This window comes from Clostridium sp. 1001270J_160509_D11 (genome assembly GCF_015667935.1).
Taxonomy (GTDB): domain Bacteria; phylum Bacillota; class Clostridia; order Peptostreptococcales; family Peptostreptococcaceae; genus Intestinibacter.
Genome location: NZ_JADPET010000055.1, coordinates 1 through 16,758 on the forward strand (window position 1 = coordinate 1; position 16,758 = coordinate 16,758).

A 16,758-nucleotide genomic window follows, 5' to 3' on the forward strand; every position below is an offset into this window, starting at 1 on the left:
GATAATTTGGAAGCAGGTATTTAATATGATAGATAGAAAAACAATGATAAAGAGAATAAATGAAGAAATAGATAAATTAAAACATAAAGGCATAGTTGTAAATATAAAAATGCCTATAAAAGAAGAAGATAAGTTTTCTACATATAGTACTCATGAGTTAAATTCTATCTCATATCAAGTTATTTATGCTCCAAAAGATATCTTATTATATGAAGACGAATATTATATAAATTTCTTTTTAAATTATTTAATCAATTTATATACTAAAAGTGATAAGATACTTTATCTTCTAGAAAATATAAAAGAAGATGCATGTGTTAGTTTGGGACTTGTAGACTATAATAGTTATTTTCACTTTACAAAAGATAAGGTGATAGTAAATATAGATACTTTTTCACATGACAATAAAATATTTAAACATCTTATAGATATATATGATAAAAATCCAAGGGTATTTATAAGGAATATAATTAAAAATTCACTTATAAATGAGTTTAATGATCTATTAAGAAATGGTAAAATGAGATTTTTTAACTCAACTATTTTTAATGTAAAGATAAAAGGCAAAAAATACGCTGTATTTACAACTTCTAATTCAAAAGAAAAAATAATGTATATATTAGATGAAGAAAATAACTATATAGATTTATTTGATGAGAGATATTCAAAAATACTAAAAAAACTATCTTTAGTAAATAGTCTTTAAAATTAAGTGAATTAGGGGAGATATTATGTACTATATAAATAAAACGTATCTATATTCTAAAAAGAATATAGCTGGATTTGAAATATTAGATAATGAAGATAAAGATTTTAGAGAGCTTTTACATGTAGATGAAGCTATAGAATTTATAAAAAATAAAGGTGGTAAAATATATAATGCAACTTTATATAAAAAGAAAAAAGACAAATTTGATAGAGTAATTTACGATATAAAAGCAGATGGAGAAAATTTAAAAGATTTAAAAGATAGAAATATTATTTTTAACTTAGCTATAATATTTAATGATAGAGAAAGATATTACGAAGAATATAAAGAACTCTTTATGAAATATCTATGTATTGCTAATTTCTAATATTGAATAAAAATGAGATAAATAGGAAAGGATATATTTATAAAATCGATTTTATAAATATGTCCTTTTTTAATTCTAAGGAAATTATATATTATCTGGTTTGTGGATAATGTATAATTTCTAACCTATTAACTAAAGCAACGGACGTAGTCGTTGGCGCCATGAGCGAAGCGAATTTTTTATATTTATTTATAAATATAATTTATTAAAATGAATTGAATGAAATCTAAATCTTAAAATCTATAAATAAAGTTTCTTTATTGACATAATAATATGTTTAAATTTAAGTTTTTTGTAAATGATCACAATGAAAGGATAATTGCCCAAATTTAATCTTATATGAAATACAAAGCGAAAAATGATAAAGAATATAATGAACATGTAAAATCTGAACATATATCTATTTTACATAAAAACAATAAAACTAAAAGGGAAAAGATACTATTTAAACATTATATTAAAAAGAAAAAGATAACAGATTTTATAAGGTTTCATTTCGAAGAGGATTTTGATATAAAAGAAATCTTAACATATGAGTATACTTATTTAAAATTTGAAAATTGTATTTTTTATAAAAAGGTAGATTTCTCTAATTTTATTTTTAATGGGAAAATAGAATTTTTAAATTGCAAGTTTTTAGGCGATATATTATTTTTTGATTCTACTATAAATGCAAACTTAGTTATGAACAGTAACTATTTTGTAGAAAAAATAATAAATAACAAAATATTTAAAAATACAAATATAAACTGCCAAAGTTTTGAATTGATTGGAAATATAAATTTACCTCGGCTAGATGGAATTACATTTTCAAAAGAAACTAAATTTACATTAAAAGACTGCCACTATACTCCAAACTACAACTATATAGGCAAGGTAAACTATACTATAGCTGAGATACAAGCTGAAAAAATACATGATGATAAAAATATAGGATACTATACTTATTATGAAAGAAAATACAACACTATAAATAGAAGTGATTTTTTAAACTATGGTGAGTACTTACTATCTAAAATACTAAACTATATAGCTAGAGAATTGATGGGATATGGTGAGCATTTAAGTAAATTTTTTTTATACATTATATCAATAATAAGTATTTTTGCGTTTATATACATGTTAATAGGGGTCACAACTACATCTGGAGACATAATAAAATTTAATATTAAAAATATAAACTCTATATTTGAAATCTTTAAGATGTATATTGAGTTTTGGTATTTTTCGGTTATAACATTCTCAACAGTAGGCTTTGGAGATATGATGATAAATGGCATAATAGGCAAAATTCTAGTATGTCTTGAAGTTTTTATTGGTATTACAATACAAAGCACATGGGCTGCACTAATAATAAAAAGGATGTTTAGATAAATTAATAATACTCTGAGATAAATAAATGAAGGTAAGTAAATAATTACTAGCTTAAAAAATCATACCTTGTGAAAAATAATAAAGTATTTATTATTAACTTGGAAGGTGAAAGACTTGAAAAAATTTGTTTCAAAAATATTATTGATATCTATACTCCTAAATATTTTTACCTTTAATACTTGTCTAGCTTATGACAATATTGATAGGTATTCAAAAGGATCTATATTAATAGATCAATTGACAAATAGAACACTATATGAAAAAAATCCTGATAAAAAAATGCCTTTAGCCAGTTTAAGTAAGATGATGACATTTTTAATAGCGATAGAGTCTATAAAAGAAGGCAAAGTAAAAGAAAATGACATCATAGAAATAGATGCAGAGATAGCTAAAGTAAAAGGTTCATCTTATAAATTAAAAGTAGGCGAGAAAGTACCTCTTATAGAACTTATGAATGGACTTATGATTGTATCGGGAAATGATGCGGCAATAGCAATCGCAAAACATATAGGTGGCAGCGTAGATGACTTTGTAAAAATTATGAATAAAAAGACTAAAGAGCTTGGAATGAAAAATACAAAATTTATAAATCCAAACGGTCTACCAGTTTATAATTTGAAAGAGCCTTCAAAACCTCCTATGGAAAATATATCTACACCAAGAGATATATCTATACTCGCTAAGTATATGTTCGATAATTATGAAAAAGAAGTAACATCTATAACAGATAAAGAAATATACTCTTATCCAGAAAGGGGCTTTTGTAAAAACAATACAAATGTATTACTTCAATTAATCCCTGATGTTGATGGAGTAAAAACAGGATATACTGGAAATGCAGGATATTGTCTGTGCTTTTCAATGAAAACATATAAAGGAAATAATAAAAGCGATTGTGATAATAGACTTATAGGTGTTGTTTTAGGTACAAACCATAAAAATAAAAGAACGCAAGCGTCTATGTCGCTTTTAAAATATGGCAAAGAAAATTTTGCTACAAAAAACATAATTCAAAAAGATCAACTAATTGGTAAAAAATATATATATGGAATACCAGAAATGGAAGTATGCTTAAAAGCTCAAGACAATCTATATATAACTTGTAAGCAAAATGAAAATATAAAAAGTGAAGTTACATTAAAGGAAATAAATTATCCAATTAAAAAGGGTGATTCATTGGGAGTTATAAAATACTATAATTCAGATGGAATAGAACTTGGAAGATTAGATATAATTAGCGAAAATAACTTAGAAGAAATAACATTTAAAAATAAAATGAAAATATTTCTAAGAGAGCATGGTTTTTAATTTTAAGTATAAAATAAGATAAAAAAAGTATTTTAATAATAGTAAAATAAAGGTTTCTATAAAAAAAATAATATGAAATAAATTAATAAAAATATATTAAATTAAAGTTATTGAAATTTATTTTTTCTTATGATATACTACAGAAGGTAAAAAAATAAAAAACAAAATTATTACACACGAAAATGGGATCCTTAAAAGGTGCCAGTAATGGTCGATTAGGGAGTTGAACATTTCGGAGGTATAAAACCAGGAGGTAAAAATGGCAGTAATATCAATGAAACAATTATTAGAAGCTGGTGTTCACTTCGGACATCAAACAAGAAGATGGAATCCTAAAATGGCTAAATACATCTTCACTGAAAGAAACGGAATCTATATAATAGATTTACAAAAAACAGTTAAAAAAGTTGAAGAAGCTTACAACTTCATGAAAGAAGTAGCTGAAACTGGTAAACCAGTTTTATTCGTAGGAACTAAAAAACAAGCTCAAGAAGCTATAAAAGAAGAAGCTGAAAGATGTGGAATGTTCTACGTAAACGAAAGATGGTTAGGTGGTATGTTAACTAACTACAAAACTATCCAAACTAGAATCAAAAAATTAAGAGAATTAGAAAGAATGGAAGAAGAAGGTGTATTCGAAGTTCTTCCTAAAAAAGAAGTTATAAAATTAAAAGCTTTAAAAGAAAAATTAGAAAAGAACTTAAACGGTATAAAAGAAATGCCTGAATTACCAGGTGCTATATTCGTAGTTGACCCAAGAAAAGAAAATATAGCTATACAAGAAGCTGCTAGATTAGGTATACCAGTTGTTGGTATAGTTGACACTAACTGCGACCCAGATGAATTAGATTATGCTATACCAGGAAATGATGATGCTATAAGAGCTGTAAAATTAATAACTGGTGCTATGGCTACTGCAATAATCGAAGGTAGACAAGGTGCAGAAGAAGAAGTTGTTGAAGAAGCAGAAGAAGTACAAGAATAATCTTTTATAGAATATTAATTAACTTTGATACGAGAAATTGTATTTTTTAATACAATTTCTCAATAATTAAAAAAAATTAATGGTAAGGTTTCTCCTTGCCATTTTTAAGATAACAGGAGGAATTTAATTATGGCTAACGTAACTGCTAAAATGGTTAAAGAATTAAGAGACAGCACTGGAGCTGGAATGCTTGACTGTAAAAAAGCATTAGTAGAAGCTGATGGAAACATGGACAAAGCTGTTGATATATTAAGAGAAAAAGGTTTATCTAAAGCTGCTAAAAAAGCTGATAGAGTAGCTGCTGAAGGTTTAGTTGCTATAAAAATAAGCGACGATAACACTAAAGCAACAGTAGTAGAAGTAAACTCAGAAACTGACTTCGTTGCTAAAAACGAAGATTTCAAAACTTTCGTAGCTGATGCTGCTGAAATGGCATTAAACACTACTGCTACAGACATAGAAGCTTTATTAGAAGAAAATCATGCAGAAGGTAAAGCTTTAAAAGACGTATTAAACGACAGAATAGCTACAATAGGAGAAAAATTAGACTTCAGAAGATTCGAAACTATAACTTCAGAAGGTCAAGTATCAGGATACATACATGGTGCTGGTAAAATAGGTGTTTTAGTTGAATTATTAACTGACGCTAGAGATGAAAGAGTATTAGCATTAGGAAAAGATATAGCTATGCAAGTTGCTGCTATGAATCCTAAATACGTTTCAAGAGATGACGTTGATGCTGAATACTTAGCTCATGAAACAGAAGTTTTAACTGCACAAGCATTAAACGAAGGAAAACCTGCTAACATAGTAGAAAAAATGATAAAAGGTAGATTAGAAAAAGAATTAAAAGAAGTTTGCTTATTAGAACAAACATTCGTTAAAGATTCTGATTTCACAATCAAAAAATTAGTTGCTGATGTAGCTAAAAATGTTGGTAGTGACATAAAAGTTGGTAGAGTTGTAAGATTCGAAGTTGGCGAAGGTATAGAAAAGAAAGAAGAAAACTTTGCAGAAGAAGTTGCTAAGCAACTTAAATAATCGACGACCAAAAGAGAACACTTACGTGTTCTCTTTTTTGTAAGTACCAAAACTTTAAATTTTAATTAGTAAAATATACGTTTAGGAGGATTTCTATGGATAAACCAAAATACAAAAGAGTATTATTAAAACTAAGTGGGGAAGCTTTAGCTGGAGATAGAGGTATTGGAATAAACAACGAAGTTGTTAACGAAATCGCAGTAGCTATCAAAAAAATAAGAGAAATAGGTGTAGAAGTAGCAGTAGTTGTTGGAGGAGGAAACTTCTGGAGAGGTAGAACTTCTGAAGGAATGGACAGAACAACAGCAGACTACATAGGAATGCTAGCTACAGTTATGAATGCTATGGCTTTACAAGATGCTCTAGAAAATATGGACGTAGCAACTAGAGTTCAAACAGCTATAGAAATGAGACAAATAGCAGAACCTTATATCAGAAGAAAAGCTGTAAGACATTTAGAAAAGGAAAGAGTTGTAATATTTGGCGCAGGAACTGGAAATCCATACTTCTCAACAGATACAGCAGCGGCATTAAGAGCGGCAGAAATGGAATCAGAAGTTATATTACTAGCTAAAAACGTAGATGGTGTATATGACAAAGATCCAAAAGTACATGCAGATGCAGTAAAATTTGACCAATTAACTTATCTTGATGTTATACAAAGAGAGCTTAAAGTTATGGACTCAACAGCTACATCTTTATGTATGGATAATAACATTCCAATAAAGGTATTTAAGCTTACTACGGAGAATATATTAAGAGCAGTATATGGAGAAAATATAGGGACAACTGTAGAATAATTTAATAAAAATTAGGAGGAAGTAATATGAAAGAATTACAAAAAAAATTACAAGCACAAATGGACAAGACTATCGAAGCTCTTAAATTTGAATTTTCAACAATAAGAGCAGGTAGAGCAAATGCACAAATGTTAGATAAAATAAGAGTGGATTACTATGGAACACCAACACCAATAAACCAAGTAGGTTCTATATCTGTTCCTGAACCAAGAACTCTTCTTATAAACCCATGGGACAAAAGTGCAATGAAAGACATAGAAAAAGCAATAATGAACTCTGATTTAGGTCTTAACCCAACTAACGATGGTGATGTTATAAGATTAAACATACCAGCTTTAACAGAAGAAAGAAGAATAGAGTTAACTAAACAAGCTAAAAAAGCTTCTGAAGAATTCAAAGTTAGAATAAGAAACGAAAGAAGAGACGCTAACGATAAACTTAAAAAAATGCAAAAAGACGGCGAAATAACTGAAGACGAATTAAAAAGAGGTCAAGACGACGTTCAAAAATTAACTGATAAATATACTAAAGAAATAGATGTATTATTAGCTGCAAAAGAAAAAGATATAATGGCGGTATAATCTTGAAAGAATACAATAGACTATTAGGACTTCATCTAGATGAGGTAAAAACATTTTTTGAGAATGAAAATATTAAATATACTATTACAGAGATCCGAGGAAGAAAAGATAAAGAGAAACTTATAATTCCTAGAGTTATAAAAATTTCTCAAAAGGAAAATAGTATAGAATTAATTGTAACTTATTTTTCTGACTCCTTATTATAGGAGTCAGAAATTGTATTGGAGAGAAAATATGGACAATATGTTTTTTGATATAGATATAAATAACTTGCCTAAACACATTGCAATCATAATGGACGGTAATGGAAGATGGGCAAAGAAAAGATTTTTACCTAGAACAGCTGGACATAAAGCAGGCGTTGAAACAGTTAGAAAAGTTATAACAGAATGTAAAAGATTAGGTATAAAACATGTTACATTATATACTTTTTCTACAGAAAACTGGAAAAGACCAGCACTAGAAGTAGAAACTCTAATGACATTATTACAAAGTTATTTGAAAAAAGAAGTAGAAGAATTAAATATAAATAATGTAAAATTAACAGCTATTGGAGATATAGAAAAATTACCAAAGTCGTGCTTAGACGAGCTAAAAAGAGCTATGGAATTGACAAAAGATAACGATGGACCAAATTTAAACTTAGCTTTAAATTATGGTGGTCGATATGATATCACAGAGGCAGTTAAACAAATTTCTAGAGATATTGAAAATCATACGTTAGATTCTGAAAGTATAACAGAAGAAACTATAAAAAATTATCTAAGTACTAAGTCGCTTCCAGACCCAGATTTAGTTATAAGAACAAGTGGGGAACAAAGATTGAGCAATTTCTTGCTTTGGGAACTAGCTTATGCTGAGTTGTATTTTACTGATGTATATTGGCCTGATTTTGATGAAAAAGAGCTTCAAAGAGCTATATATGCATATCAAAACAGAGATAGGAGATTTGGGGGACTTAAATAAGGAGTGTCTTTATGAAAACCAGAATTTTAGCAGGGCTAGCCTTAGTTCCATTATTACTATTAGTTATTTTGGGTGGATTACCTCTATATATAGGCGAATTTATAATTATTTCAATAGCGATTAATGAATTTTATAAAGCCTTTAAAGTTAAACAAATTAATCCAATATTTAGCTTAGGATATATATTTGCATTTTACTTATTTATAAAAAACTGTTTCGGTTTAAGAATGAACTACACTTATATAGTGATGTTTATTTTATTTATATGTTCTATTATACCTATGTTACAATGTAAAAGAAATATTATGGATATAGTAGTAACATTTTTCGGCATTTTTTATGTTGGAGTTCTTATAGACTTTATAGTACTAACTATGGATGGTTTTGTAGATGGTAAAAAATTAGTTTGGCTTGTATTTATAATATCATTTATTACTGATACTTTTGCGTATTTTTCAGGATATTTATTTGGAAAACACAAGCTTATACCAAATGTAAGTCCTAAAAAAACAATAGAAGGAAGTATAGGTGGTATACTTGGAAGTACAATATGTTGCTTAATATTTGGATACATATTTAAATTAGATATAGTAATGATGATAGTAATTGGGAGTATAGGAAGTATAATCGCACAAATTGGGGATTTATTTGCATCTTCAATAAAAAGATATGTAGGAATAAAAGATTATGGTAATTTAATACCAGGACATGGTGGAATATTAGATAGATTTGATAGTGTAATCCTTGTTGCACCATTTGTTTATAGTGCCATAATACTTTTTATTAAATAAAAGCTGGCTCAAACTTTTTGAGGCAGCTTTTATCTCGTATAGGGAAAAATGATTTAAAATAATTAAATTATACAGATTTTAAATACAAATATATTGTTGCTTTTTAAACAAAGTATTATAATTTTTTTTAGACTGAACATATTAAATTATAGCAATAATATTATAACAAAAATTTAATATATTCAAAATAAAATAATGATATAATACATTTGTATAATTAATTGTTTATTATAAGGGAATGAGGTGAATGAATATGAAAAAGATTACATTACTAGGTTCGACTGGATCTATAGGAACACAGACGTTAGATGTAATTAGACAAAATAGAGATAAATTTGAAGTAGTAGCTATATCTGCAAATAGAAGTGTAGATTTAATATTAGAACAAATTTTAGAATTTAAACCAAAATATGCTGTACTATATGAAAGAGAAAGTGCAGAAAAATTAAAAACTATGATACCAAAAGACATAGAAATAGAAATACTAGATTCTATAGACGGTCTTGTAAAAATATCTACACTAGATGAAGTAGATATAGTATTGACAGCATTAGTTGGTATGATTGGTCTTATACCGACTATGAAAGCAATAGAACATAAAAAGGATATAGCTTTAGCAAACAAGGAAACACTTGTAACAGCTGGGGAAATAGTTATGAAGGCCGCTGAGGAAAATGGAGTAAAAATACTACCTGTAGACAGTGAACATTCGGCTATATTCCAATGTTTAAATGGAGAAAATAAAAAACAAGTAAGTAAACTTATATTAACAGCTTCTGGAGGTCCATTTAGAGGAAAGAAAAAAGAAGATTTACTACATGTTACAAAAAACGAAGCATTAAAACATCCTAATTGGAGCATGGGTCAAAAAATAAGCATAGATTCTTCTACTTTAATGAATAAAGGGCTTGAGGTAATCGAAGCAAAATGGTTATTTGATGTAGATCATAAGGATATAGATGTAGTTGTGCATCCACAAAGTATAATACATTCTATGGTTGAATATATAGATACATCTGTGATAGCTCAGTTATCTATGCCAGATATGAGACTTGCTATTGAATATGCGCTTACATACCCAGATAGAATACATAGTAATTTTGAAAGAATCGATTTCAAAAAACTAAGTACTCTTACATTTGAAGAACCAGATATGAATACATTCCCATGTTTAAAATTAGCATATGATGCTTTAAAAGAGGGAAAAACATATTTAACAGTATTAAATGCTTCTAATGAAGTGCTTGTTGAGAAGTTTCTAAAAGACCAAATTGGATTTTATGATATACCTTATTATATAGAAAAATCTTTAGATGCTCATAATAGTATATTAAATCCAAAGTTAGATGATATCTTAGAAGTTGATAGATGGACTAGAAGTTATATAAATGATTTACTAAAATAGGAAGGTGAATATATGACAATAGTAATTGCATTATTATTATTTGGGATAATCATCCTAATACATGAATTTGGACATTTTTTATTAGCAAAGAAAAATGGTGTAACTGTCCATGAGTTTTCAATCGGGATGGGACCTAAAATCTATAGTAAAGAAAAAAACGGAACTGAGTATTCACTTAGGGTTTTACCAATCGGTGGTTATGTAAGCATGGAAGGTGAAGAAGACGGTTTCGATAGATCTGAAGAAGATGAAGAAAATTCAGGTAAGACTTTAATAATAGACAACGAAGACATAGAAGATAAAGATGGACATTCTGATGAAGATACAGTAAATGAAGGTTCTTTTGCAGAAAAAACAATCTTACAAAGAGCAAGTATAATATTTGCAGGACCATTTTTTAACTTCTTAGGTTGTATAGGTTTTTTAGTAGCCTTATTTTTAATGATAGGTATTCCTACAACAAAAGTAGGGACATTAGTAGATAATGCTCCTGCCCAAGAAGTAGGAATAAAAGTAGGAGATGAAATCAAATCTGTAAATGGTCAAACTGTAAACTCATCTACAGATATAACAAATATAATATCATCTTCTAAAGGTGAAAAAATAAGTATAGTAGTAGAAAGAGACAATAAAGAAATTAAATTCGATATTAATCCTACATACAATAAAGATACTAAAACATATATAATCGGTATAACTTTTGATAGAACAAAAAATATAATTAAATCATTTACAACTGCCTTGACTACAACATGGGACATAACTGTTCAAATGGTTGAGTTCTTAGGACAATTAGTTACAGGTAGAGTTGCAGGAGGAATATCAAATTCTGTCGCTGGACCAGTTGGAGTAATAGGTATGGTTTCAGATGCAGCTAAAATGGGTATAACTAATTTATTATATCTAGGTGCAGTAATAAGTTTAAACTTAGGAATTATGAACTTAGTTCCATTCCCTGCCTTAGATGGTGGTAGACTACTTTTATTATTAATAGAAGCTTTAAGAGGTGGTAAAAAACTAGACCCAAGTAAAGAAGCTATGATAAATATAGTAGGTATGAGTGTACTGATGGCATTTATGCTATTTATAACATATAAAGATATTTTAAGATTATTCTAATTATATGTGATTACAATTATTCTAATCAAAATAGAAGGTGAACTATGAGTTACAAAAGAAAAATTACTAGAGAAGTCAGAGTTGGGGATGTGAAAATTGGAGGAAATAATCCAATTTCTGTTCAATCTATGACTAATACAGACACAAGAGATGTTGAAAAGACAGTAGCACAAATAAAAAGGCTTGAAGAAGCTGGATGCGATATAGTTAGGGTCGCTGTTGTAGATATGGATGCAGCAAAATGCATATCAAAAATAAAAGAGCAGGTAAATATACCTATAATTGCAGATATACATTTTGACTATAGATTAGCTCTAGAAGCTATTGAACAAGGTATAGATGGGATAAGAATAAACCCAGGAAATATCGGAAGCATAGAAAGAGTAAGAGCTGTAGTTGAAAAATGTAAGGAAAGAGATTTAAAAATAAGAATAGGTGTAAATGGAGGTTCACTTGAAAAAGAACTTCTTAAAAAATACGGCTCTCCAACACCAGAAGCATTAGTTGAAAGTGCTATGGGGCATATAAAAATACTTGAAGATTTAGATTTTCATAATATAGTTATATCATTAAAATCTTCAAACATATACACAGCTGTAGAAGCATATGAGCTTATGAGCCAAAAGGTAGACTATCCACTTCATATAGGTATAACAGAAGCTGGAGGAGTTAGAGCTGGAACAATTAAATCTTCAATAGGGATAGGTTCTCTACTTCTAAAAGGAATAGGAGATACTATGAGAATATCACTTACAGGAGACCCTGTAGAAGAAGTTAAAGTAGGAAAAGACATACTAAGAAGTTTAAATTTATTAAACGACAAAATAAAAATAGTATCTTGTCCGACTTGTGGTAGATGCAATATAAATTTAATAGAAATTGCAAACGAAGTAGAAGAAAAAATACAAGATTTAAATAAAAATATGACAGTTGCTATCATGGGATGTGTCGTAAATGGTCCAGGAGAGGCTAGAGAAGCTGATATTGGTATAGCCGGAGGAAATGGCCAAGGAATACTATTTAAAAAAGGTGAAATAGTTAAAAAAGTTGCCGGAGATAAGTTAGTACAAACATTAATGGAAGAAATAGAAAATTTCGAAGATAATAAAGAAGATAAATAAATGATGTTAATCAATTTATCAACAAATCAGGGGGAATTTTATGATTAAATTCGATGTAACTAATGAGCTAATGTGTATAGCTAAAGGTAGTGGAAGATTCTATGCTAAAAAAGGCGCTATGGTCGCTTTTAAGGGCGATTTTAGATTTGAAAAGCTATTACTAGGACCTAATAATGGAGGAGGTCTAGGAGGGGCTTTATTTGGACATCTACAAAGAAGAATAACAGGTGAAAATATGCCTATCATGTCTGTTGAAGGACAAGGCGAAGTTTACTTAGCAGAAAATGCATATCATGTAGATGTTGTTCATTTAGAGCCAGGGGATTCAATAAATGTAGAAAGTGAAAATCTATTAGCATTTACAGAAGAGCTTACATACTCTACAACATTTGTAGGTTCTGGAGTAATATCTCAAAGAGGATTATTTTCTACCTATTTAAAAAATAATACAAATTCAGTACAAGATGTAGCGATTATAACAGATGGAAACCCTCTTATAATTGAAGCACCTTGTTGTGTAGATCCAGATGCAATAGTAGCATGGACAGGAAGAAAGCCAGAAGCTAAGGTTGCACAATTGTCATGGAAAAACTTAATAGGTCAAGCATCAGGTGAATCATATCACCTGCAATTTAATGAGCCAGGACAACTTGTCATAATTCAACCATCAGAGAGATTATCAGGGCTAAATATTGCAGTAGACTAAAATAAAATATAATTTATAAATAAATACCCTATACAAAGACATAAAGTTGTCTAACTGTATAGGGTATTTTTATAACTAATTTTAAAATGAAACTTAATGGAAATATTTTCTAATTATTAATATTCATGTAATAATTCTGTATTATTATATTTTATATAAAGAAAAAGATAAAAAGTGATACACAAAAAGTTACAAAAATGTAATTGTTAGAAAACTTATAATATGATATCATTATATTAATAACAACTTATATTGTATATATAAGTTGTAAAAGGGGGGCGAAAATATGATTGAAATTAAGAATATTGTGAAAACTGCAGGTGAAAAAGTTATACTTGATAATATATCCCTAACTATTGAAAGTGGAAGTTTTGTAGTTTTAATAGGGCCCAGTGGGTGTGGTAAAACCACCACATTAAAACTAATAAATAAACTTATTGAGCCTACAAGTGGTGAAATATATATAGATGGGAAAGCGATATCAAAAGAAGATCCAATCAAATTAAGAAGAAATATAGGTTATGTAATCCAAAATATAGGCCTATTTCCTCATCTAACTATAAAAGAAAATATCGAATTAATTCCAAAATTAAAGGGCGAAAAAACTGAACAAGAAATAAGTGACAATACAGAAAGACTTATAAAAATGGTAGGACTTGACCCAGATGAATTTCTATATAAATACCCTAGTGAATTGAGTGGTGGTCAGCAACAAAGAATAGGTGTTATAAGAGCGATTGCAACAGATGCAGATATAATTTTAATGGATGAACCTTTTAGTGCATTAGACCCAATCACAAGAACACAACTTCAAGAGTGGCTTTATGAACTGCAACAAGAACTTAAAAAGACGATTATATTTGTAACTCATGATATGGATGAAGCCTTAAAATTAGCTGATAAAATCTGTATTATGCAAGGGGGAAAAATACAGCAATATGATACAGCAGAAAATTTATTAAAACATCCAGTAAATAACTTTGTAAAAGACTTTATTGGAAGTGATAGATTGTGGAGTGCTCCAGAATATATAAAAGCTAAAGACATAATGATAAAAAATCCTGTAAAAGCAATTGAGACTAGAACAGTTATACAAGTTATGGAAATAATGAGAACAAACAAAGTCGATAGTATATTAGTAACTGATAAAAATAATTTATTAGTTGGAATTTTGACAGTAAAAGAATTAAGACAAAACGGAATTCAAGATTATTATATATATAAAGTAATGAATAAAAATCCTTTATTTATTTACGATGATTGCAATTTAATTGAAATCCTAAATATTATGAATAAAGAGAATGTAGGTCATATACCCGTAGTTTCAAAGGATAGACAGTTGGTAGGTTTGATAACAAGAAGTAGTTTACTTTCTGTTTTAAGTGAACAATTCTTGGAAATGGAGGTGAGTATCCTTGACTAGTTTTATGAATTATTTAGTCAGCGAGAAATCAAAGATATTGAGCTTATTATTACAACATGTTGAATTGACAATTATAGCCATAGTCCTGGCTATAATTATAGGTATTCCTCTTGGTATATTTATAGCTCATTGTAAATCGGTTAGAAAATATGTATTAGGATTTATCAATATAGTACAAGCAGTGCCATCAATGGCATTTCTAGGACTATTAGTACCTGTATTAGGGATAGGTAGTACGCCTGCTATATTTATGGTAGTGCTTTATTCTCTACTTCCTATAGTAAAAAACACGAGCACTGGTATTACCGGTATTGATTCAGGAATATTAGAATCTGCGACAGGAATAGGACTAACTCCTAGACAAATACTTTTTAAAATTCAACTTCCGCTTGCACTACCTATAATTATGGCTGGGGTAAGAATATCAGCAGTATCTGCGGTAGGTCTTATGACTTTATCAGCATTTGTCGGAGCTGGTGGACTTGGATATTTAGTATTTTCAGGGGTACAAACTGTAAATAATACTATGATTTTAGCAGGAGCTATACCTGCGTGTATATTAGCTTTATGCGTTGATTTTGTATTCTCTAAAATAGAAGTAGTTGCAATTCCAGACGGAATAAGTACAAGTAAAAGTAAGAGAAGCAGACATGCTAAAAATCCTAAAGAATATAGAGACCCTAAATATAAAGCTAGAAGAAGAAAAGTTATAGGAGTAGCTACAGCTCTAGTAATTATTTTTATAGGTTGTGGTAGATACTTCTTCTCAAGTTTCGCCCAAAAAGAAACTATAGTTGTAGGTTCTAAAGATTATACTGAACAACTTATACTTGGAAATATTTATGCAGATTTATTAGAAGAATATACTGATTATAATATCGAAAGAAAGATGAACCTTGGAACAAGTGTACTTTGGAATTCTATGGTTGAAAAAGAAGTAGATGTTTGTGTAGATTATACAGGAACAATATTAGTAAATATAATGAAAGAACAACCAGAGGGAACTGCTGACGATGTATATAACCATGTAAAAGAAAGTGCGCTTAAAAATTACGACTTACAATTATTAGATCCATTGGGATATAACAACACATATACATTAGCTATGGAAGAAGATGTGGCAGAAAAATACAATATAAAAACTTATTCTGATTTAACTAAATACTCAGATGAATTTGTATTTTCGCCAACATTAGCATTTGAAAATAGAGAAGACGGTTTACCAGGTCTTACAAAAACTTATAACATGAAATTTAAAGCTGTAAAATCTATGGATGGTTCTTTAAGATATCAAGCTTTAACAAGCGGAAAAGCACAAGTAATAGATGCTTTTTCAACAGATGGGCTTTTAGAAAAATTCAAATTAAGAGTATTAGAAGATGATAAAAACTACTTCCCACCATATTATGCAGTACCAATAGTAAACCAAGACATAATAGAAAAATATCCAGATGTAGAAAAAGTAATTAATAAATTAGCAGGAAAAATAGATGAAAAAACAATGATTAATCTTAACTATAAAGTAGACGAATTAGGTCAATCACCAGAAAAAGTAGCACATGACTTTTTAGTAGAACAAAAATTAATTAAAGAATAATCATATGTATTATAAGGACGTAAACATAAAATAAATAATATATAACTTACTTATAGCAAAAAAATAAGTTGTCAATTAATTAAAGTTAATTGGCAACTTTTTTTAGTTAGTTATTCAAAGGTTTAAATTTTTATGTGCAAAATTATAATTTTCTTTGAGGTATATTTATTCGATAAAAATTAAGATAATAAATCTACATTTTAACTTAAGCAACGGATAAAGTCGTTGGCGCCATGAACGCAGTAAATTTTTTTTATGAGTATAAGCTTTTATTTAAAATTAAAAAACTTTTCTGATAGTCTTTAAACTAAAAGAAAAGTTGTGAAATCTTAAATCATTAAATAAAGTAGTTTTATATCACTAGTTTCCTTTCAGATTAGAACAAACTTTTCTGGTAGGTATAAATAGCTTAATTTTTTCGATTCTAATTAAAGAAATTAAAATATCTCTAACTTAGAAAATTAT

The 16,758-nt window shown here is 28.5% G+C and carries 17 protein-coding genes; all 17 read left to right on the top strand.

Translation table 11 applies throughout. From position 1 onward, the window contains the following. Positions 1-706, top strand: a 706-nt coding sequence (locus tag I4U58_RS06860) for a hypothetical protein (RefSeq protein ID WP_207743841.1), incomplete at its 5' end; no start/stop codon positions are given. A gap of 25 nt (positions 707-731) precedes the next feature. Beyond that, entirely contained in the window at positions 732-1,076 is a 345-nt protein-coding gene (locus tag I4U58_RS06865; protein ID WP_195930322.1) for a hypothetical protein, read from the top strand. Positions 1,077-1,415: 339 nt separating this feature from the next. Next, positions 1,416-2,450: a potassium channel family protein gene (locus I4U58_RS06870; RefSeq protein ID WP_195930324.1), complete on the top strand. Its 1,035-nt coding sequence runs from the start codon at positions 1,416-1,418 to the stop codon at positions 2,448-2,450. Between the two features lie 114 nt (positions 2,451-2,564). Then, the gene (locus I4U58_RS06875) at positions 2,565-3,758 is read left to right on the top strand and encodes a D-alanyl-D-alanine carboxypeptidase family protein (RefSeq protein ID WP_207743842.1); all 1,194 of its coding nucleotides are present in this window, start codon (positions 2,565-2,567) and stop codon (positions 3,756-3,758) included. Between the two features lie 259 nt (positions 3,759-4,017). After that, complete coding sequence (gene rpsB / locus I4U58_RS06880; RefSeq protein WP_195930328.1) at positions 4,018-4,743, top strand: 30S ribosomal protein S2; 726 nt, start codon at positions 4,018-4,020, stop codon at positions 4,741-4,743. A gap of 129 nt (positions 4,744-4,872) precedes the next feature. Further along, positions 4,873-5,784, top strand: a complete 912-nt coding sequence (tsf, locus tag I4U58_RS06885) for a translation elongation factor Ts (protein WP_195930330.1) — start codon at positions 4,873-4,875, stop codon at positions 5,782-5,784. 95 nt (positions 5,785-5,879) lie between these two features. Further along, positions 5,880-6,584, top strand: coding sequence for a UMP kinase (gene pyrH, locus I4U58_RS06890; protein WP_195930332.1), 705 nt, complete (start codon positions 5,880-5,882; stop codon positions 6,582-6,584). Positions 6,585-6,610: 26 nt separating this feature from the next. Next, a complete protein-coding gene (frr, locus tag I4U58_RS06895; protein ID WP_195930334.1) occupies positions 6,611-7,165 on the top strand; it encodes a ribosome recycling factor in 555 nt (184 codons plus the stop codon). Between the two features lie 2 nt (positions 7,166-7,167). After that, on the top strand, positions 7,168-7,371 hold the full coding sequence (locus I4U58_RS06900; protein WP_195930335.1) for a hypothetical protein: 204 nt from the start codon (positions 7,168-7,170) through the stop codon (positions 7,369-7,371). A 28-nt stretch (positions 7,372-7,399) separates the two neighbouring features. Next, entirely contained in the window at positions 7,400-8,131 is a 732-nt protein-coding gene (locus tag I4U58_RS06905) for an isoprenyl transferase (protein WP_195930336.1), read from the top strand. Between the two features lie 11 nt (positions 8,132-8,142). Beyond that, complete coding sequence (locus I4U58_RS06910; RefSeq protein ID WP_195930337.1) at positions 8,143-8,922, top strand: phosphatidate cytidylyltransferase; 780 nt, start codon at positions 8,143-8,145, stop codon at positions 8,920-8,922. A gap of 253 nt (positions 8,923-9,175) precedes the next feature. Further along, complete coding sequence (locus tag I4U58_RS06915; RefSeq protein ID WP_195930338.1) at positions 9,176-10,327, top strand: 1-deoxy-D-xylulose-5-phosphate reductoisomerase; 1,152 nt, start codon at positions 9,176-9,178, stop codon at positions 10,325-10,327. Positions 10,328-10,339: 12 nt separating this feature from the next. Beyond that, complete coding sequence (gene rseP / locus I4U58_RS06920; protein ID WP_195930339.1) at positions 10,340-11,446, top strand: RIP metalloprotease RseP; 1,107 nt, start codon at positions 10,340-10,342, stop codon at positions 11,444-11,446. 44 nt (positions 11,447-11,490) lie between these two features. Continuing rightward, entirely contained in the window at positions 11,491-12,567 is a 1,077-nt protein-coding gene (ispG, locus tag I4U58_RS06925) for a flavodoxin-dependent (E)-4-hydroxy-3-methylbut-2-enyl-diphosphate synthase (RefSeq protein ID WP_195930340.1), read from the top strand. A 40-nt stretch (positions 12,568-12,607) separates the two neighbouring features. Next, positions 12,608-13,273, top strand: coding sequence for an AIM24 family protein (locus I4U58_RS06930; protein WP_195930341.1), 666 nt, complete (start codon positions 12,608-12,610; stop codon positions 13,271-13,273). A 286-nt stretch (positions 13,274-13,559) separates the two neighbouring features. After that, complete coding sequence (locus I4U58_RS06935) at positions 13,560-14,696, top strand: ABC transporter ATP-binding protein (protein ID WP_195930342.1); 1,137 nt, start codon at positions 13,560-13,562, stop codon at positions 14,694-14,696. Next, the gene (locus I4U58_RS06940; RefSeq protein WP_195930344.1) at positions 14,689-16,293 is read left to right on the top strand and encodes a glycine betaine ABC transporter substrate-binding protein; all 1,605 of its coding nucleotides are present in this window, start codon (positions 14,689-14,691) and stop codon (positions 16,291-16,293) included. Before I4U58_RS06935 ends, I4U58_RS06940 begins: the two co-directional genes overlap by 8 nt. The last annotated feature ends 465 nt before the right edge of the window (positions 16,294-16,758 follow it).

Bases quoted from the DNA above. Each gene is read 5' to 3' on its own strand.
- rseP (WP_195930339.1), top strand. From the start codon at position 10,340: ATGACAATAGTAATTGCATTATTATTATTTGGGATAATCATCCTAATA.
- rpsB (WP_195930328.1), top strand. From the start codon at position 4,018: ATGGCAGTAATATCAATGAAACAATTATTAGAAGCTGGTGTTCACTTC.
- tsf (WP_195930330.1), top strand. From the start codon at position 4,873: ATGGCTAACGTAACTGCTAAAATGGTTAAAGAATTAAGAGACAGCACT.
- I4U58_RS06935 (WP_195930342.1), top strand. From the start codon at position 13,560: ATGATTGAAATTAAGAATATTGTGAAAACTGCAGGTGAAAAAGTTATA.
- I4U58_RS06930 (WP_195930341.1), top strand. From the start codon at position 12,608: ATGATTAAATTCGATGTAACTAATGAGCTAATGTGTATAGCTAAAGGT.
- I4U58_RS06870 (WP_195930324.1), top strand. From the start codon at position 1,416: ATGAAATACAAAGCGAAAAATGATAAAGAATATAATGAACATGTAAAA.
- I4U58_RS06865 (WP_195930322.1), top strand. From the start codon at position 732: ATGTACTATATAAATAAAACGTATCTATATTCTAAAAAGAATATAGCT.
- ispG (WP_195930340.1), top strand. From the start codon at position 11,491: ATGAGTTACAAAAGAAAAATTACTAGAGAAGTCAGAGTTGGGGATGTG.
- frr (WP_195930334.1), top strand. From the start codon at position 6,611: ATGAAAGAATTACAAAAAAAATTACAAGCACAAATGGACAAGACTATC.
- pyrH (WP_195930332.1), top strand. From the start codon at position 5,880: ATGGATAAACCAAAATACAAAAGAGTATTATTAAAACTAAGTGGGGAA.
- I4U58_RS06910 (WP_195930337.1), top strand. From the start codon at position 8,143: ATGAAAACCAGAATTTTAGCAGGGCTAGCCTTAGTTCCATTATTACTA.
- I4U58_RS06905 (WP_195930336.1), top strand. From the start codon at position 7,400: ATGGACAATATGTTTTTTGATATAGATATAAATAACTTGCCTAAACAC.
- I4U58_RS06915 (WP_195930338.1), top strand. From the start codon at position 9,176: ATGAAAAAGATTACATTACTAGGTTCGACTGGATCTATAGGAACACAG.